General features: G+C 39.4%; 18 protein-coding genes and 3 tRNA genes. 8 read left to right on the top strand and 13 right to left on the bottom strand.

The annotated features are described in order from the left end of the window. Positions 1–91: 91 nt before the first annotated feature. From L4F92_RS08510 to L4F92_RS08485, 6 genes are all read right to left on the bottom strand, one after another. Positions 92–1039, bottom strand: a complete 948-nt coding sequence (locus tag L4F92_RS08510; protein ID WP_250349712.1) for a ribose-phosphate pyrophosphokinase — start codon at positions 1037–1039, stop codon at positions 92–94. A gap of 51 nt (positions 1040–1090) precedes the next feature. After that, the gene (gene ispE, locus L4F92_RS08505) at positions 1091–1984 is read right to left on the bottom strand and encodes a 4-(cytidine 5'-diphospho)-2-C-methyl-D-erythritol kinase (protein WP_250363412.1); all 894 of its coding nucleotides are present in this window, start codon (positions 1982–1984) and stop codon (positions 1091–1093) included. Continuing rightward, positions 1984–2613: a lipoprotein insertase outer membrane protein LolB gene (lolB, locus tag L4F92_RS08500; protein ID WP_250363411.1), complete on the bottom strand. Its 630-nt coding sequence runs from the start codon at positions 2611–2613 to the stop codon at positions 1984–1986. Before lolB ends, ispE begins: the two co-directional genes overlap by 1 nt. 141 nt (positions 2614–2754) lie before the next feature. Further along, complete coding sequence (gene arcA, locus L4F92_RS08495) at positions 2755–3468, bottom strand: two-component system response regulator ArcA (RefSeq protein WP_250363410.1); 714 nt, start codon at positions 3466–3468, stop codon at positions 2755–2757. Positions 3469–3691: 223 nt separating this feature from the next. Next, positions 3692–3835, bottom strand: a complete 144-nt coding sequence (gene ykgO / locus L4F92_RS08490; protein ID WP_017806982.1) for a type B 50S ribosomal protein L36 — start codon at positions 3833–3835, stop codon at positions 3692–3694. A 9-nt stretch (positions 3836–3844) separates the two neighbouring features. Further along, a complete protein-coding gene (locus L4F92_RS08485) occupies positions 3845–4111 on the bottom strand; it encodes a type B 50S ribosomal protein L31 (RefSeq protein WP_103852717.1) in 267 nt (88 codons plus the stop codon). 239 nt (positions 4112–4350) lie between these two features. On the opposite strand from L4F92_RS08485, the gene L4F92_RS08480 reads away from it, so the two are divergent. Beyond that, on the top strand, positions 4351–6066 hold the full coding sequence (locus tag L4F92_RS08480; protein WP_250363409.1) for a protein-disulfide reductase DsbD: 1716 nt from the start codon (positions 4351–4353) through the stop codon (positions 6064–6066). A 127-nt stretch (positions 6067–6193) separates the two neighbouring features. Here the strand turns inward: L4F92_RS08480 and trxA are convergent, their stop codons facing one another. The 3 genes from trxA to L4F92_RS08465 all read right to left on the bottom strand — a co-directional run bounded on the left by trxA (position 6194) and on the right by L4F92_RS08465 (position 8749). Continuing rightward, entirely contained in the window at positions 6194–6517 is a 324-nt protein-coding gene (gene trxA / locus L4F92_RS08475; protein ID WP_250363408.1) for a thioredoxin, read from the bottom strand. 108 nt (positions 6518–6625) lie between these two features. Beyond that, positions 6626–7621, bottom strand: coding sequence for a 2-hydroxyacid dehydrogenase (locus tag L4F92_RS08470; protein ID WP_250363407.1), 996 nt, complete (start codon positions 7619–7621; stop codon positions 6626–6628). A gap of 15 nt (positions 7622–7636) precedes the next feature. After that, a complete protein-coding gene (locus L4F92_RS08465; protein ID WP_250363406.1) occupies positions 7637–8749 on the bottom strand; it encodes a methionine biosynthesis PLP-dependent protein in 1113 nt (370 codons plus the stop codon). Between the two features lie 324 nt (positions 8750–9073). On the opposite strand from L4F92_RS08465, the gene L4F92_RS08460 reads away from it, so the two are divergent. From L4F92_RS08460 to L4F92_RS08450, 3 genes are all read left to right on the top strand, one after another. Further along, positions 9074–9149, top strand: a tRNA-Gly gene (locus L4F92_RS08460). An 11-nt stretch (positions 9150–9160) separates the two neighbouring features. After that, positions 9161–9234: transfer RNA gene (locus tag L4F92_RS08455), tRNA-Cys, on the top strand. A gap of 29 nt (positions 9235–9263) precedes the next feature. Further along, positions 9264–9350: transfer RNA gene (locus L4F92_RS08450), tRNA-Leu, on the top strand. Positions 9351–9848: 498 nt separating this feature from the next. Here L4F92_RS08450 and prfC read toward each other — a convergent pair. Continuing rightward, positions 9849–11438 carry a peptide chain release factor 3 gene (gene prfC, locus L4F92_RS08445; protein WP_250349738.1) on the bottom strand — a complete coding sequence of 530 codons (1590 nt, stop codon included), beginning with the start codon at positions 11436–11438 and terminating at the stop codon, positions 9849–9851. A 199-nt stretch (positions 11439–11637) separates the two neighbouring features. On the opposite strand from prfC, the gene L4F92_RS08440 reads away from it, so the two are divergent. The 4 genes from L4F92_RS08440 to L4F92_RS08425 all read left to right on the top strand — a co-directional run bounded on the left by L4F92_RS08440 (position 11638) and on the right by L4F92_RS08425 (position 15819). Next, positions 11638–12498 (top strand): phosphoribosylaminoimidazolesuccinocarboxamide synthase, encoded by an 861-nt coding sequence (locus L4F92_RS08440; protein WP_250363405.1) that lies wholly within the window; start codon positions 11638–11640, stop codon positions 12496–12498. 82 nt (positions 12499–12580) lie between these two features. Beyond that, the gene (locus L4F92_RS08435; protein ID WP_250363404.1) at positions 12581–13417 is read left to right on the top strand and encodes an SDR family oxidoreductase; all 837 of its coding nucleotides are present in this window, start codon (positions 12581–12583) and stop codon (positions 13415–13417) included. Between the two features lie 84 nt (positions 13418–13501). Continuing rightward, a complete protein-coding gene (argG, locus tag L4F92_RS08430; protein ID WP_250363403.1) occupies positions 13502–14842 on the top strand; it encodes an argininosuccinate synthase in 1341 nt (446 codons plus the stop codon). A 101-nt stretch (positions 14843–14943) separates the two neighbouring features. Continuing rightward, complete coding sequence (locus tag L4F92_RS08425; protein ID WP_250363402.1) at positions 14944–15819, top strand: VirK/YbjX family protein; 876 nt, start codon at positions 14944–14946, stop codon at positions 15817–15819. Between the two features lie 122 nt (positions 15820–15941). Here L4F92_RS08425 and L4F92_RS08420 read toward each other — a convergent pair whose 3' ends face one another. Genes L4F92_RS08420 through cysT form a run of 3 tightly spaced genes read right to left on the bottom strand, consistent with a single transcriptional unit; the run spans position 15942 to position 18676 of the window. Continuing rightward, positions 15942–17018 (bottom strand): sulfate/molybdate ABC transporter ATP-binding protein, encoded by a 1077-nt coding sequence (locus L4F92_RS08420; RefSeq protein ID WP_326938227.1) that lies wholly within the window; start codon positions 17016–17018, stop codon positions 15942–15944. A gap of 9 nt (positions 17019–17027) precedes the next feature. After that, positions 17028–17855 carry a sulfate ABC transporter permease subunit CysW gene (gene cysW / locus L4F92_RS08415; protein WP_250363400.1) on the bottom strand — a complete coding sequence of 276 codons (828 nt, stop codon included), beginning with the start codon at positions 17853–17855 and terminating at the stop codon, positions 17028–17030. Continuing rightward, a complete protein-coding gene (cysT, locus tag L4F92_RS08410) occupies positions 17855–18676 on the bottom strand; it encodes a sulfate ABC transporter permease subunit CysT (RefSeq protein ID WP_250363399.1) in 822 nt (273 codons plus the stop codon). The genes cysW and cysT overlap by 1 nt, the downstream gene beginning before the upstream one ends. Between the last annotated feature and the right edge of the window lie 295 nt (positions 18677–18971).

The following is an 18971-nucleotide window of genomic DNA, read 5'->3' as shown; positions in this document are numbered from 1 at the left end:
TCAATTTTTAAGCACTGAGATATTGATGAAAAAAGCTGATTACAATGTAATCAGCTTTTTGTTGTTGTTTCTGTTTTGTGTATCTATGCAACTAGCTAAACATTGCAGAGATCGATTCTTCGTTACTAATACGGCGAATGGCTTCAGCAAGCATACTTGAAAGCGTAAGCACCCGCACTTTACCTAACGCTTTGATTTCAGGAATAAGTGGGATTGTGTCGGTTACGACGATTTCATCAAGGGCATCACTGGCAAGGTTTTTCGCGGCTGAGCCAGAGAATACTGCGTGGGTTGCGTAAGCAAAGACACGTCTCGCACCACGTTCTTTTAAGGCTTCTGCTGCTTTGCATAGTGTTCCCCCTGTATCGATCATATCATCAACAAGAATACAATCACGTCCAGCCACATCACCAATAATATGCATTACTTGTGCGACATTCGCTTTTGGACGACGTTTATCAATGATTGCCATATCGGTATCGTTGAGCAATTTAGCAACTGCACGAGCGCGAACCACACCGCCAATATCAGGCGAAACAACGATTGGGTTTTCAAGATCGGTTTTCTTTAAAATATCGTGAATTAACACTGGGGAACCAAATACGTTATCCACTGGTACATCAAAGAAACCTTGAATTTGTTCCGCGTGAAGATCACAAGTTAAAACGCGATCCACCCCAACGCTTGATAAGAAATCTGCCACGACTTTTGCCGTGATTGGAACACGAGCAGAGCGTACACGGCGATCTTGACGCGCATAGCCGAAATAAGGGATTACCGCAGTGATACGGCCTGCTGATGCACGGCGTAAGGCATCAACCATCACAAGTAATTCCATTAGGTTATCATTTGTTGGCGCGCAGGTTGATTGAATAATGAAAACATCACTACCACGCACGTTTTCATTGATCTGAACTTGAATTTCTCCATCACTAAAACGTCCCACAGTGGCATCACCCAGTGAGAGATATAAGCGTTCAGAAATTCGTTTTGCTAGTTCTGGCGTTGCATTACCAGCGAAAAGTTTTATGTCAGGCATTGTAAAATTAACCTCAGAATTTTAGATGGAAGAATGTGTAACATATTGATCTTATTTGAATAAATGTTTCATCACTTGATGCAATGGCGAAACATTCACTCCTTGTGCAACAAAACCAAAACAGTCTTTTGGCTTATTTAGAAATACTGCTTGAGCAGATTGAGCATCGTCAAATTCTGCGAAAACACAAGCCCCTGTTCCCGTTAGTCTTGCGGGGGCATATTGTAACAACCAGCCCAGTAGTTCTTCAACCTCTGGATAATGATCTCGCACAATTTTTTCGCAATCGTTTGTATAATTTTCAGCTAAAAGTTGTGAAAGAGGCTTTTTTGGGGTATTGCGTGGCAAATGAGGATCTTGAAAAATAAGCCCTGTTGAAATAGAAACCTCAGGTTTTAGCACCACATACCATTTTTCTGGTGGATGACAATAATCAATTTTTTCTCCTACTCCTTCAGCAAAAGCCGCTTTACCGTGAACAAAGATTGGCACATCTGCCCCCAGTTGTAAGCCTAATTCCGCTAATTCTTTAAGAGAACATTGGGTATTCCACAACGTATTAAGTGCTACCAGTGTCGTCGCCGCATTCGATGAGCCTCCGCCAACGCCGCCTCCCATTGGCAAGATTTTATCCAAGTGAATCTTCGCGCCTAGTTGGCAACCTGTATGCTGTTGGAGTAAACGCGCGGCACGATAAATGAGATTCTCTTCTTGTTTTAATTGAGGTATCTCTGGTGAGAGAAGAATCTGTGAATCCTCCCTTACCTCAATGTCTAGCCAATCGCCAAAATCCAGAAATTGGAACAGGGTTTGCAATTCGTGGTAACCATTTTCCAAGCGTCCATTAATATAAAGAAACAAATTTAATTTTGCAGGGCTAGGAAAGCGGTATCGTCCATTTTTTGGTGGATTTAAAAGTGCGGTGGAAAAATGATAATTTTTCATTAGTATTTCCAATGATTAACGCGAATTTTTAAGGTTTGTTGGGCGTTTTTTAGCAAAATATCTCTCGGCAAGGCGGGCGAGCGTTCTTGGTGATAATTTAAATAATCTACCGTCCATTGTTCATCATTTATGCGATAAGTGAAGTTCGCCAGCAAATGGTTTGTCCCTACGTTGTAATCTTGCTGATTGTTTGGTTCCCCTTTTAGCCAAGTGGCCAGTTGGGTGAGAGGAATATCCATTCCGATAATTTCACGTAATAATCGTTGCGCATCTTTTGCAGAACGCTGATTACCTTTTTCATCAGAAATGGTTAAACCTTGCGCGTGCATTTTGAAGGTAAGTTTTGCGCGGCTTAGGGCGGAAGAAAGCACCAGTGTATAGGCGGTGGGGGTTTGATATTGCCAATCAAAGGCAGTAGAAAAGCGCTGTTTGGTGCTGATATAGCCAATTTGCCCTTCTGCGTGATAGGCTTGGATTTGTTGAATTTGTTGCAAATGTTGCTGCCAAGTGCGGTCGTTTTTTTCAATATATTGCACATTGGTTGGACGGTTCTCATCAATATCAAGCGCACAGCCAGCCAGTAACAAACTGATAATTAAAGGAATAAAAAGGGTTTTTAAGGAGTTCATTATGTGATACCAGAAAAATTTTGGAGCATTTTAAGGGGTTAGTGGAAATTAGTAAAGGCAAGCCGTTTGAAGAGAAAGCAAAAAATGAGTGCGGTGGAAAAATTTTTATTTTTTATACCGCACTTAAAAAATTCGCTTATCTTATGCCTCAATTTCCCCACAAAAACGATACCCTTCACCGTGAATGGTGGAGATAAGTTCTGGGGTATCAGGGTGATCTTCAAAATGCTTACGAATGCGGCGAATGGTTACATCCACGGTTCTATCTTGCGGTTTTAGTTCACGCCCAGTCATTTTTTTCAATAATTCTTCACGAGATTGAATTTTCCCCGGGTTTTCGCAAAATTGTAACATCGCACGGAATTCACTACGCGGTAGTTTGTATTCTTCACCTTCTGGATTAATCAATGTGCGGCTGTTGAGATCTAACGTCCAGCCATTAAAACGATATTGTTCCACTTGTTGAGAGGTGTGTTTGGTGTTTTCAGCCATAGTGCGTTGTAATAAATTTCTCGCACGAATCGTTAATTCTCTTGGATTAAATGGCTTGGTGATGTAATCATCCGCGCCAATTTCTAAGCCTAAGATTTTATCCACTTCATTATCACGCCCTGTGAGGAACATTAATGCGGTGTTGGTTGTTTCACGCAATTCTCGTGCGAGCATTAGTCCATTTTTGCCGGGTAAATTAATGTCCATAATGACAAGATTAATTTCTTGGCTGGAAAGAATGTTGTGCATTTGTACGCCGTCATTGGCTTCAAATACGTCATATCCTTCTGCTTCAAAAATGCTTTTTAGCGTGTTCCTTGTAATGGCTTCATCTTCAACGATTAAAACTTTTGCTGTAACCATATTAACGTCTTCCTTTCCAATTTTTATTGGCGATTTAAACTAATAATTCTGAGGTATTCTAAGTTCGCCATTGTATAATTGCAACATTATTGTAACAAGTATAAGTGGTGAATTCTGTTTAATTTTATGATCTAAATCATAGGTTTAATGGATTTAAGGCGATAAGAAAAAACGCCCTCTAGTAAACTTAGAGGGCGATATGGATAAATAATGTTACAAATAATTAACGCTTTTTCTTTTTTCCACCTTGTCGTGCTTTAAAGCGAGGGTTTTCTTTGCAAATGACATAAACAACACCGTGTCTGCGAACCACTTTACATTTAGGATGGCGTGTTTTTGCGGTTTTTAATGAGGAAAGGACTTGCATAATGTCTCCTTATTTTGATTTGAGTGAGCCAAATTTGCTATATCTGTTCAGGAAGCTACTTGCTCTGCCTTCATTATTAATTTGTCTTGTTTTGCCAGTATAAAATGGGTGAGAGGCAGAGGAGGTATCACACATAAATACGGGATACTCTTTGCCATCTTCCCATTTCATCGTTTGTGTAGTTCTGGCACAAGAACGAATTAAAAAGCCTTGTTTGGCGTTACTGTCATAAAAAAGTACCGTACGGTAATTTTCAGGATGAATTCCTTTTTTCATTTGATAGCCTCTTATTTTTTATTGCGAAATAACTAAGGTGGGCATACTATATCAAATAATAACGATTATCAACTCTTATTTTTCTTTAAGAATTAAGTAAGGTGAAGGTAAGCGAAGAAAATAAGATAAAGTGAAAGAACTCAAGACTTTTTATCCATCTAGCCTGTTGATACTGTGCTAGAATAAGCCCACACAAATGAGCTTTATGTTTTAATATTTAATCAGGGTAGTAAGCGAGAATGAAAAAGATTTTTACCTTTTTGTTTTGTTTTTGTACCGCACTTGTGGCACAGGCAGGGCTGTTTGATAGCAAACCGCGATTTTTGCACGCGGATGAGGCGTTTCAATTTTCTACCCAATCTAATGGGGAGAATTTGCAGTTAATATGGCAAATTGCACCCGATTATTATCTTTATAAAAAAGAAATTTCAGTTGAACAAGCGGAACAAAAAATTGCACGTTTACCGTTTCCACCCGCAGAAAAATATCAAGATGAATTTTTTGGTGAAACGGAAATTTATCGTGACCATTTAGCCTTAACTGTGCCGATTTCATCAACAACACCACACACAGTTAGCGTGACCTACCAAGGTTGCACCAAAGGGTTTTGTTACCCGCCAGAAACCAAAATTGTGCAATGGCAGCCTTCATCATTAGATTCAGTAGAAAAATCTTCGCCCAAAAACACCGCACTTATGCCTGCATTAAATGAACAGCAATCTTTGGCGCAACGTCTCTTTGAAAGCAAATATGCTGTGTTTGGCTTTTTTGTATTAGGCGTTGGTTTGGCATTTACCCCTTGTGTATTGCCAATGTTACCGTTGCTCTCCGCGGTGGTGATTGGTAGCGGGCAACGCCCAAGCACCGTGCGTGCCTTAGGCTTGAGTTTGGCTTATGTACAAGGAATGGCATTGACTTACACCTTGCTTGGTTTAGCGGTGGCTGCGATAGGCTTGCCGTTTCAAATTGCACTGCAAAGTCCTTATGTGCTAATCGGTTTATCGTTGATTTTTATTTTGCTTGCCTTATCAATGTTTGGTGTATTCACCTTACAATTGCCTTCATCATTGCAAACAAAGCTGACCTTATTAAGCCAAAAACAAAAGGGGGGCGCGTTTGGTGGCGTTTTTGTAATGGGAATGATCGCAGGACTTGTGGCATCACCTTGTACTTCCGCGCCATTATCGGGGGCATTACTTTATGTTGCGCAAAGCGGTGATTTATTTACGGGCGCGATTACTCTTTATTTACTCGCCTTAGGAATGGGCGTGCCATTGATTCTAGCGACGGTTTTCGGTAATCGCATCTTGCCAAAATCGGGTGATTGGTTAGACAAAGTGAAAGTGATTTTCGGCTTTGTTATGCTTGCTTTGCCAGTTTTCCTGCTTTCTCGCATTTTGCCCGAAATCTGGGAAAACCGCTTATGGGCGTTGCTTGGTGTGTCTTTCTGCTTATGGGCAGGCTTGCAAATACAGGGGCGAGGCATTGGCTGGGTGTTGCGTATTGGCTTTTTCATCTTAGCAATGATGTTGGTTAAGCCCTTGCAAGGGTGGCTGTGGGCTGAATCTAATTTAGTGCAAGTAACAAACGCTCATCAAAATACTTTTCAAAAAGTAAGTACTTATGAAGAGCTACAAAAAATTTTGCAAAAAAACGACCGCACTTTTGCTATGCTTGATTTGTATGCTGACTGGTGCGTGGCGTGCAAGGAATTTGAAAAATATACTTTTTCTGATCCCAAGGTTCAGCAGGCGTTTGACAATATTTTATTGTTACAAGTTGATATGACAAAAAATAGCAATGAAAACAAAGCATTAATGGAAAAATTAAATGTGCTAGGGTTACCAACCCTTATCTTTTTTGATCAGCAAGGTAATGAAATTGAATCCGCTCGAATTACAGGATTTATGAATGGCGATACATTTTTTCATTGGTTGAAAGAGCGTTTGAAGTAGATAAATTTTATAGCATATTGTGTAATTTTGGGAATGTTGCCAAGTTAAGCAAGAGAGAGAATGCAAAATTTCTACCATTGAAATGAAAATAACCTCATCATTTGATGAGGTTATTTTTTAGAGGAAATTAACTATTTTGTGCAATAAATGCCGCTAATTGATTTTTTGGTAATGCACCTACTTGTGTTGCGACAGCTTTTCCTTCTTTAAACATTAATAATGTTGGAATACTGCGAACGCCAAATTGGGATGGGGTTGCTTGGTTTTCGTCAATGTTAATTTTTACGATTTTGACTTTATCACCAAGTTCTGCAGCTAATTCATCAAGGATAGGGCCTACCATACGGCAAGGGCCACACCAAGGCGCCCAAAAATCTAACAATACAGGGACATCAGATCTTAAAACATCTGCCTCGAAAGTGGCGTCAGTAGTATGTAATACTTCACTCATTTTATTTTCCTTATTTTTTGTTTCTAGCCATATTGGCGTGATTGCTAAAGTGTGGGCATCATAGCATAAAATCAAATTGCTCACACTAATCAGTTCAATTGTTAAAAGTTAAGAAGGCAACACTAGGTTAGGGCAAGGCTTACCTGTTTGCAAGGTATAAATATTCTCTAAGGTAACATTAGAAATACTGGTTAGCGCTTCTTCGGTAAGAAATGCTTGATGCCCTGTTAAAAGTACATTATGGCACGATGATAAACGGCGGAAGACATCATCTTGAATCACTTCGTTTGATTTATCTTCAAAGAATAGCTCACGTTCATTTTCGTACACATCCATTCCTAATGCGCCAATTTTACGCTGTTTTAACGCATCTATTGCGGCTTGTGTATCAATCAATGTTCCACGACTTGTATTGATAATCATCACCCCATCACGCATTTTAGCAAAGGCATCACGATTGAGTAGATGATAATTTTCTGGCGTAGCAGGGCAGTGCAAAGTGATAATATGTGATTTTGCATACAATTCATCTAATTCAACATATTCTGCGCCTAATTCTTCGGCAACAGGATTTTTAAACGGATCGTAAGCCAAAATATGCATACCAAATCCTTTTAAGATACGCATTACCGCAATGCCGATTTTTCCTGTACCAATCACGCCAACGGTGCGTCCGTGCATATTAAAGCCGGTTAAACCCTCAAGAGAGAAATTCGCTTCTCTTGTTCTTTGATAAGCACGATGAATTTTACGGTTTAGCGTTAGCATTAAACCAACGGTATGTTCAGCCACCGCCTCTGGTGAATAGGCTGGTACACGAACCACTTGAATGCCTAATTCTTGTGCCGCTTTGAGATCGACATTATTAAAACCAGCACAACGCAACGCCACCATTTTTACGCCAAGTGCGGCGAGTTTTTCTAATACTTTTCGACTGCCATCGTCATTCACGAAAATACACACCACATCGCAATGCTCTGCCATTTTCGCTGTCGATTCCGTGAGCATAAAATCAAAAAATTCCAGCTCGAAGCCGTATTTCACATTGACCAATTCTAAATATTTACGATCGTAGCTTTTGGTACTATAAACAGCGACTTTCATTATCTTTTCTCCGTTTTATGAGTTTAATTGGGCGAAGGCTTGTAGTAGATCCGCTTTGAGATCTTCCACATCTTCCAATCCCACCGAGAAACGTAGCAGGCAATTACACACACCGCGGGCAATACGTTCTGCTTCTGGAATATCCATATGCGTTTGGGTTGCAGGGTAGGTGATGAAACTTTCTGTACCGCCAAGGCTTTCAGCAAAAGTAATGAGCTTAATTGCTTTTAAGAACGGATTTACCCAAGACTCTTCTTGCAAACGGAAAGAGAGCATTCCGCCTTTATTTGGATAAAGTACATCCTTCACTTGTGGTTGGCTTGCGAGGAATTTCGCTAATTCTTGGGCATTTTTTTGATGGCGTTCCATACGTAATGCTAAGGTTTTCATTCCGCGAATAGTTAAGAAACTATCAAATGGTGAAAGCACTGCGCCCGCCCCATTTTGGATATAGAATAAACGATCACATAATTCTTGCCCATTGGCAACGACTAAGCCCACTAACGCATCATTATGCCCTGCAAGATATTTTGTGCCACTGTGGATTACGATATCAGCGCCACATTCTAAAGGACGGAAGAGTACTGGCGTTAAGAATGTATTATCAACAATAAGTAACAAATTATGTTTTTTCGCCAATTTAGCAATAGCTGGCACATTGCATTCTTCCATTAACGGATTTGAAGGGGTTTCCACAAAAATCGCTTTGGTGTTTGGCGTAATGGCCTGCTCAATGGCATCAAGAGAGGCCGTATTGACATAAACAGGTTTCACCCCGTGCGTATTTTTATAGGCGAAATCTAATAAACGATAAGTACCGCCATACACATCACTAGAGACAATCCATTCATCCGGAGAAGCAAATAACTGCATAATTAACTGAATGGCAGCCATACCTGAGGCGCAAGCAAAGCCCCTTTCACCGCCTTCTAATTTTGCAATAGTTTCTTCTAAAACGGTACGGGTTGGGTTTTTTGTTCGGGTATAATCATAACCGGTACTTTCACCAATACCATGATGGCCATAGGCAGTGGAAAGAAAAATTGGTGTGGAAACGGCACCGGTTCTTTCATCTGTGCGATTGCCTGCTTGCGCGAGTAATGTTTCAATCTTATATTGTTGTGTCATATCCTTCCTCGTAAAAATTACAAAAAATTGCACCGCACTTTGTATTCATAAAGAAAACAATTTTGTGCAGTCTTGATAAATAGAATAGTGCCATTTTGGCATAAAGGATCGCCTGTTGAAAGTAGATTTTAAATTTAGTTTGCTGATAAGACACAAGGATTAAAAACGATCTAAAATTATCCATAAATCGCTTTGTTTTAAAGCAAGTTTGTTAGCTTTGCATTTTTTTTCATCAATCAATAATGTTTTTTCATATTTTTAATTGACAGCGTTCAAGAAGTTAGTAAAATGCACGCCACTGACAGCGAATGTGTTGCAGCGAAAGCGGGAATAGCTCAGTTGGTAGAGCACGACCTTGCCAAGGTCGGGGTCGCGAGTTCGAGCCTCGTTTCCCGCTCCAATTTACGCTACGGCGTGTTAGCAAAGCGGTTATGCACTGGATTGCAAATCCATGTAGCTCGGTTCGACTCCGGGACACGCCTCCATATTTCAACCGCAGTCAGCATATCACTCAGCCCGAGTGGTGAAATCGGTAGACACAAGGGATTTAAAATCCCTCGACTTTCGAGTCGTGGCGGTTCAAGTCCGCCCTCGGGCACCATTTAAAATATCAAGTAAATCAATAAGATAATTGTAAATTCAGCTTTTCTATTCGTCATTTACGTTTATATAGAGTAATTTTCTTTTTGTATCTACTATAAAATTATAAGAAGTATTACAAAACCTATTAACTATTGGATAAGCAAGGTTTTTTCTAAAACTGTTCAATCTCACTAAATTCTTCCTAGTTTTTTTACCAGAATAACCTTCATTCAGCGTAATTTTTTCTTTAAAGAACATTATTAGTAGCAAAAATAAGGTGAGAGTTAATAATTTCTTAAATTTTATGGTAGCTTAATGATGTAATTGCTTCGTTTTTTCTTCATTTCTATATTCTTGTAAGCTTGAATAAGGGGTATTTCAAGTTTTTTTAGAAAAGATAAACTTGCTATTTTATAGATAAAATGATTAATTCACTTTTTTGTAAAGGGGGAATATTTGCTGTATATGAGAGGGATTGGTAAAGTAAGAAAAATGGGCAGTAAGCCCATTTTGGTGATTAATGTTCTCTTGTTTTAAAGAAAGTGATGTCAGGATAACGCTCTTGAGTGAGGTTCAGATTAACCATTGTTGGGGCGATATAGGTGAGATTATCCCCTCCATCTAAAGCAAGATTTTGTTCATTTTTACGTTTAAATTCTTCAAATTTTTTCACATCATCACCTTCCACCCAGCGTGCGGTGGCGACATTTACGGTTTCGTAAATGGCTTCGACGTTATATTCAGATTTTAAGCGAGCGACAACCACATCAAATTGCAACACCCCTACCGCACCGACGATAAGATCATTATTGGTGAGAGGGCGGAAAACTTGCACAGCACCTTCTTCTGAGAGTTGTACTAAACCTTTGAGTAATTGTTTTTGTTTGAGTGGATCTTTAAGGCGAATACGGCGGAATAATTCTGGGGCAAAGTTTGGAATGCCAGTGAATTTTAATTCTTCCCCTTGCGTGAAAGTATCGCCAATTTGAATCGTGCCATGGTTATGTAAACCGATAATATCCCCCGCATAGGCTTCTTCAGCGTGAGTACGATCGCCTGCCATAAAGGTAAGTGCATCTGAAATCACGACATCTTTACCGATACGAACGTGGCGCAGTTTCATCCCTTTTTCATATTTTCCTGAAACAACACGCATAAATGCAACACGGTCGCGGTGCTTTGGATCCATATTGGCTTGGATTTTAAAGACAAAGCCAGTAAGCTTTTCTTCACTGCTTTCTACGATTCGGGTATCTGCTTGACGAGCTTGTGGAATTGGCGCCCATTCAGTTAGACCATCAAGGAAATGATCAACCCCGAAATTACCTAGTGCTGTACCAAAGAATACAGGGGTCAATTCGCCAGAAAGGAAAAGAGATAGATCAAATTCATTAGATGCGCCTTGTACCAGTTCTAATTCATCTCGCAATTGCTGTGCTAAATCTGTGCCTACTGCTTGATCTAATTCAGGATTATCAAGACCTTTCACCACGCGAACTTGTTGAATCGTATGCCCTTGCCCTGTTTGGTAAAGATAGGTTTCATCTTTATAAAGATGATAAACACCTTTAAATAATTTACCGCAACCAATCGGCCAAGTAATCGGCGCACAATGAATATTGAGTACGCTTTCTACTTCATCTAATAATTCCATCGGATCACGAATATCGCGGTCCAATTTATTCATAAAAGTGAGAATTGGCGTATCACGCAAGCGAGTGACTTCCATTAGTTTAATGGTGCGCTCTTCAACCCCTTTGGCACTGTCTATCACCATTAAACAGCTATCTACTGCGGTTAATGTGCGGTAAGTATCTTCAGAGAAGTCTTCGTGTCCCGGAGTATCTAATAAATTGACTAGGCAATTATTGTAAGGAAATTGCATGACAGAAGTGGTAATGGAAATTCCACGTTGCTTTTCCATTTCCATCCAGTCTGATTTGGCGTGTTGCGCAGAACCTTTCCCTTTCACTGACCCTGCTTTTTGAATCGCATTTCCATAAAGCAACACTTTTTCTGTGATAGTGGTTTTACCTGCATCGGGGTGAGAAATAATAGCAAAAGTTCTACGTTTATTAACTTGTTGTGGATAATCGTTTAAAGACATAGGTTATTATTCGTTATACTGAAAAATATGAGGGTTATTTTCCCTGATCTTTGTGTGATTCTCAATACTTTCTTTTTCTTTTCTCTTTGTAATAAGGATTTATTCAATTATTCTAAAAAAACAAGCAAACGTTTGCGTAAATTAATTAAAAGTGCGGTACAATATTCGGCAGTTTTTTTATGAGCTAAACGAGGTAAAAATGAGCGAATTAAGTCTAAAAAAAATTTATTCAGGCAAAGTGCGTGATCTCTATGAAATTGACGACAAACGAATGTTAATGGTGGCAACCGATCGTTTATCGGCATTTGATGTGATTTTAGATGATCCCATTCCACGCAAAGGCGAAATTCTTACCCAAATTTCTAACTTCTGGTTTAATAAATTAGCCCCTATTATGCCAAATCATTTTACCGGCGACAGTGTCTATGATGTATTGCCAAAAGCGGAAGCTGATTTAGTCAAAGATCGTGCTGTTGTATGTCAGCGTTTAACGCCGATTAAAATTGAATCTATTGTTCGTGGCTATCTCACGGGAAGTGGCTTAAAAGATTACTTACAAACAGGAACGATCTGTGGGCTTGAATTACCGAAAGGTTTGCAAGAAGCGAGCAAATTGCCTGAGCCAATTTTTACCCCGTCAAGTAAAGAAGAAGTGGGCAATCACGACATCAATATTAGCTATGCCGAATGTGAAGCACTCATTGGGGCGGAATTAGCGGCGCAAGTAAAAGAAAAAGCCCTAGCACTTTACAAAGCAGCGGCAGAATATGCATTAACCAAAGGCATTATCATTTGTGATACCAAATTTGAATTTGGACTAGATGAAAACGGCACGCTTACTTTAATGGACGAAGTGCTAACACCGGATTCTAGCCGTTTTTGGTCGGTGGACAGCTACCAAGAAGGCATAAATCCGCCTTCTTTTGATAAACAATTTATCCGTGATTGGCTGGAAAACAGCGGTTGGAATAAAGAACCTCCCGCCCCAAAAGTTCCTGCTGAGGTGATCCAAAAAACGGTGGATAAATACCAAGAAGCATTGGATTTATTGACGAAATAATCAATCGGGAAGCAAATTATTTTCAAGTGCGGTGCTTTTTCGGCTAGAATTGACGACACAATAATTGGATTACCGAGGTAATATGCGATCTGTTGCAATCGTTGGATTAGGTTGGTTAGGGTTGCCCCTTGCTCGCCATTTAAAACATTTAGGCTGGACAGTAAAAGGCACGAAACGTACACACGATGAGGTGGAACAAATGCGCTTAATGCGATTGGAAACCTATCACTTGTTGCTTGAGCCTGAAATCAATGCCGATCCTGATGATTTATCTGCGCTTTTGACCGTGGATAGCTTGGTGATAAATATTCCACCAAGCCAATATTTTTTTGATGTCAAAGATTATGTGCAAGGCATTAAAAATTTGGTCAATGAGGCGCTAAATCACGGTGTTCAGCATTTTATTTTTATTAGTTCCAGTTCCGTTTTTCCGATGCAAAGTGGGCATTTTGATGAAGCGCAGTTGCCACAACCTGACAGTGAAATTGGGCAGGGCTTGCTTGAAATTGAAAAATGGCTAGCCACATTGCCTAATGTTGATTGCGATATTATCCGCTTTGCAGGGCTTGTGGGGGCAGATCGTCATCCAGTTTATGCGTTAGCAAATAAGCAAGATGTGAAACAAGGTAACACGCCAGTCAATTTAGTGCATATTGATGATTGTGCGAGAGCGATTCAGCTTTTGCTTGAAACCCCAAGTGGGCAGCGTTTGTATCATCTTTCTGCGCCTTATCATCCGACCAAAGCGCAATATTATGGGAAAATGGCGGAAAAACTTGGTGTAATTGCACCGCACTTTATTTGTTCATCTACGGATCCAAGGCGAATTATTGAAGGCAATAAAATTTGCCAAGAATTAGATTTTGTTTATCAATATCCTGATCCTGAATTAATGCTTCCAGCAGTAAAATCGCTTTAATGCCTAATGGACTTTAAAGGCGATTTCATTGATAATAAACCGGTTTAACATTACTCACACAAAAGCAACAACTAAGGTATTACTATGTCAAACACGATTTTACAAAACCTTCCAGTAGGACAAAAAGTTGGGATTGCCTTTTCTGGCGGATTAGATACCAGTGCCGCATTGCTTTGGATGCGTCAAAATGGGGCAATTCCTTATGCATATACGGCAAATTTAGGTCAGCCTGATGAAGAAGATTACAATGCCATTCCACGCAAAGCGATGGAATATGGTGCGGAAAACGCACGTTTAATCGACTGTCGTAGCCAGCTTGCGCACGAAGGGATTGTGGCGATCCAATGTGGGGCATTTCATATTTCTACAGGGGGCGCAACCTACTTCAACACCACACCATTAGGTCGTGCGGTAACAGGAACAATGTTGGTTTCTGCAATGAAAGAAGATGATGTCAATATCTGGGGCGATGGAAGTACCTTCAAAGGGAATGATATTGAGCGTTTTTATCGTTACGGTTTATTAACTAACCCAAATTTAAAAATTTATAAACCTTGGTTAGATGATCGCTTTATTGAGGAACTCGGCGGTCGCCACGAGATGTCAGAATTCTTAATCGCCAATGGTTTTGAATATAAAATGTCTGTCGAAAAAGCCTACTCAACAGATTCTAATATGCTGGGGGCAACACACGAGGCGAAAGATCTCGAATTATTAAGCCGTGGCATTCGTATTGTGAATCCAATTATGGGCGTACCATTCTGGCGCGAAGAGGTAGAAATTAAACCTGAAGAAGTTACGGTTCGCTTTGAAGAAGGCGTGCCAGTGGCATTAAATGGTAAATCATTTAGCGATTCAGTCGAACTCTTCCTTGAAGCAAACCGCATTGGTGGTCGCCACGGTTTAGGAATGTCAGACCAAATTGAAAACCGCATTATTGAGGCAAAATCTCGCGGTATTTATGAAGCGCCGGGAATGGCATTATTACATATTGCCTACGAGCGTTTGCTCAGTGCAATCCACAATGAAGACACCATTGAACAATACCGCATTAACGGTTTACGTCTAGGTCGTTTATTGTATCAAGGTCGCTGGTTCGATCCGCAAGCATTAATGTTACGTGAAACTGCGCAGCGTTGGGTTGCGCGTGCGATCACTGGTGAAGTTACTCTTGAACTACGCCGTGGCAATGATTATTCCATCTTAAACACGTCATCAGCAAACAGCACCTATCACCCAGAACGTTTAAGTATGGAAAAAATTGAAAATGCCCCATTCGATCCATTAGATCGCATCGGTCAATTAACAATGCGTAACTTAGATATTGTCGATACCCGTGATAAATTAGGTATTTACACCCAAACTGGCTTGTTAAGCATTTCAAAAGACTCTTTTTTACCACAGTTAAATAATAAAAAAGATTAATTAAAATCGTGTAAAAATTTAACCGCACTTTTATTACATTGAAAGTGCGGTTATTTTTTATTAAAATTTCCATCTTATTTTGGCTTTTTATCGGTATTTTTATGTCCAGTTCGTTTTCTTTTCCTTCTTTTGCTCAACTTTATCCTGTTGAAAAACGAGTACTAAAGCGTATAAGAGAAAAATTACGTTATTTGGTGAGGACATCGTTATATGCCAAGCAATGTCAAACATTCACCGCATTTTTAAATGAAAAGCCATTATGGGCGACGTTTTTTAATCAAAATTTATATCGCACTAACGCTTTGCTTTATGCGTATTGTGATAAATCTTTTAATGTGCAGCAGCGATTAGATAGTATTTCACAACATTTTTTACTTGCAGAAGATAAGTTAGGAGAGGCATTTTGCCAACAACTGGTTGAACAGCAAACATTGTCACTATCACAATTAACGGAAAAATTGTTTTTAAAGATTAATCTTAATCAAATTGATCCGTTGGAAGGTTTTTTCTCTCTGAATATTTATGATCAAGAGAATCAGCGTAGTGTGTATGATGCTTCTTTTACTTTTTTATCACCACATCAAATCTTAATTGCTTCTATTCAAGGCCCGAAAGGGGAAAATGCGCAAGATATTGTTCGCCTTGCGACAAAAGAATTACATGGAATGAGACCAATGTTTATGCTTGTCAATGCCTTTAAATTATTAGCAAAACAATTAGGTTGTGATTTAGTTGGTATTTCTCATAAACGACAAGCTAAATTTCGCTGGAATGATTCTAAGCGTTTACTTTTTAATTATGATGAGTTCTGGCAAGAAAATGCCGGTAATTTAAATGTTCAAGGTTACTGGACATTACCACTTGAGATAGAACGCAAACCTTTAGAAGATATTCAAAGCAAAAAACGTTCAATGTATCGTAAACGGTATGAAATGTTGGATAAATTGGAAACTGATTTAAATACAATATTTAGCTAAAAAATAAGCGCCAAAATAGCGCCTATTAATTTAACAAGGCGATAAAATACAATTTTTGTGCGTTCCTTTTCTTGCAAATCGGTTAAATATTTTCCATTTTCATTGTATGAGTAAGCGGTTATTTAAATATTCATCTGCTGGAATAAATTAAGTTTATCTGGCACAAGGTAAACCTGATCATTGACTTGATATTTTTCTTTTAAATAAGCTTGTTGGGTCAAAATCACTTCGATCGGTTGCTCACTTTGTTCACTTTGAATTTCAATGCGTACAATAAAGCCTATCGCATTAATATGCGTAATGATTCCTGATGCTAACGCATTTTGATTTTGCCGTGAAAGCGTGAGTTCATAAGGACGAATGTAAGCCGTAGCAGATTGATTTTCAACGGATGTTGGCGTATTGGCAGCAGAATTGAGGTGGTGGCTAAATTCCCCTATGACTAATTTTCCCTGATCAATATGCCCGTGAAAAACATTCACATCGCCGACAAATTGGGTTACAAAAGGCGTTTGTGGGGCGTGGTAAATTTTATTGGGAACATCGACTTGCTCAATTTTTCCTTTATTCATCACCACAATACGATCGGAAACGTCCAAGGCTTCATCTTGATCGTGAGTAACAAATAAACTTGTTATTGTTAATTCTTGGTGTAAATCACGCAACCAACGACGTAATGATTTACGCACTTGAGCATCAAGGGCGCCAAAGGGTTCATCTAATAAAAGGACTTTGGGTTCAACGGCTAAGGCGCGTGCAAGTGCGATGCGTTGGCGCTGACCACCTGATAGCTGATGAGGATAACGGTGTGCCAAATGGGCAAGTTCAACCAACTGTAAAAGTGCGGTAACTTTTTGTGTGATTTTTTCACGGCTAGGGCGTGTTTTTCGTGGTTTCACTTGTAAACCAAAGGCGACATTATCAAATACGGTCATATTTTGAAATAACGCATAATGTTGAAACACAAAGCCCACTTGACGTTGCTTGGCAGAAAGATGGGTAACATCCTGATTATTAAATAAAATTCGCCCTTGATCAGCAAATTCTAGCCCTGCAATAATGCGTAATAAGGTAGTTTTTCCACAGCCACTTGGTCCAAGCAAGGCAGTAAGTTGGTTCTGCTCGCATTGTAAGTGAATGTTTTGTAAGGCGTGGAATTTGCCAAAATGTTTTTCTAATTGCTCAACTTTTATCGACATCATCGCCTCCTATTTATTAAATGTATTATTAAGTTTGCGTTTAGCTTGCCAGCTCACTAAATATTTTAATCCGAGTGTGAATAGCGCGAGTAGCGCCAGTAGGCTTGCGCAAGCAAAAGCAGCAACAAATTGGTATTCGTTATAGCTGATTTCAATATAGAGCGGTAGGGTATTGGTTAAGCCACGAATATGCCCTGAAACGACACTCACTGCACCAAATTCCCCCATTGCACGGGCATTACTTAAAATGATGCCATAGAGTAATGCCCATTTAATTTTCGGAAAAGTGACACGCCAGAATAACGTCCAGCCATTTGAGCCAAGGATAATCGCGGCTTGCTCCTCGCTGTTTCCCTGTGCATTCATTGTTGGAATAAGGGATTTCGCGATAAGAGGAAAAGTAACAAAAAGCGTAACAATCACAATACTTGGCACAGCAAAAATCACGCGAATGCCGTGTTCAAATAGCCAATTTCCTACCAGCCCATCTAAGCCAAAGAGAAGCAAAAACATTAGCCCCACAACCACTGGCGAGAGAGAAAAGGGCAAATCAAGCATCGCGGTCAAGATAGCTTTGCCTTTAAAATTGAAATAGGCAATCGTCCAAGCCATTACGACACCAATAAAAATGTTGATTGGTAAAATAATCAATGCCACTTTTAAGCTAAGCCAAATTGCTGCTAAAGCTTCTTCATTGCTTAAAGAAGCGAGAAAAAAATGAATGCCTTGTGCAAAGGCATAATAAAATATGCTGCATAAGGGGGCGAGTAACACAATGGCAAAAAAGCCCAGAGCAAGGGTAATGAGAAGCCATTTGGCGTAACGAAAATCTTTCATTATTTCACCTCTGTAATGTGTTTGCTGAATTGCCATTGCATAATATTAATAGCCAAAATTAATAGAAAAGAGATAAAAAGCATTACGAGTGCCACGACGGCAGCCCCTTGAACATCATACAATTCCAATTTTGACATAATAATCAATGGTGCAATTTCAGAAACTAAAGGCACATTCCCGGCAATGAAAATCACCGAACCATATTCACCTAATGAACGCGCAAATCCCATTCCTGCTCCACTGATAAGAGCGGGAAGAAGTGGCGGAAGAATGACACGGATGAGTGTTATGAGCGGGCTAGCTCCCAAAAGATGGGCGGCTTCTTCATAGCTAGAATCGAAAGCGGTCAGAACAGGCTGAATGGCTCGCACTATAAAAGGCAAACTAACAAAAATTAAGGCGACAGTGATCCCATTAGGGGTATAAGCAATTTGAATACCTATATTAGATAAACATTTTCCAAACAATCCTTGTGGCGAATAAAGTGCAGATAACGCAATCCCTGCAACCGCAGTGGGTAAGGCAAAGGGTAAATCAATGAGTGCATTAATGAGGTTTTTCCCAATAAAATCATAACGCACTAACACCCAAGCGAGTAAAAAACCAAACAGCATATTAATCAGCGTAGCGATGAAAGCTTGTTTAAAAGAAAGCCAAATCGCGGCAATAACAGGTTTACTTAACGCGATGGCTAAAATTTCTTTACCGCTAAGCTGTAATGCAGTAGCAATTAATAGTGCCAATGGCAATATAATCATCGAAACTATCCATAAAATACTGATAGTCATACCACTTTTAAAAAAAGGAAGAACGGTTCGCATCGTTGATTTCTCCATATTACTCTTTTTTTTCACGATGTTACCTTCATAGATTGATTGAAGGGCAAATTCTAGTCGTACCTTTGCTTCATATGACATATCAGCAAAAAACATTGTCAAAAATAACCGCACTTTTTTACAAGCGCAAAGAACAAAAACGCATTTATTATTCCTAAATGGAATTTATATCTGTTTTATTTTGCCTTATAAATTCCATTTTGTTATAAAAAATAAAATTTTGTTATTTTTGAATTGTAAATTTTTGCTTTATAACTTGTTCATCGTTTTCAAATGCTGT

Origin of the sequence: Avibacterium sp. 21-595, assembly GCF_023611905.1 — a bacterium.
Lineage (GTDB): Bacteria > Pseudomonadota > Gammaproteobacteria > Enterobacterales > Pasteurellaceae > Avibacterium.
Note: the sequence above shows the minus strand (reverse complement) of the source record. Positions and strands in the feature narration are given on the sequence as shown.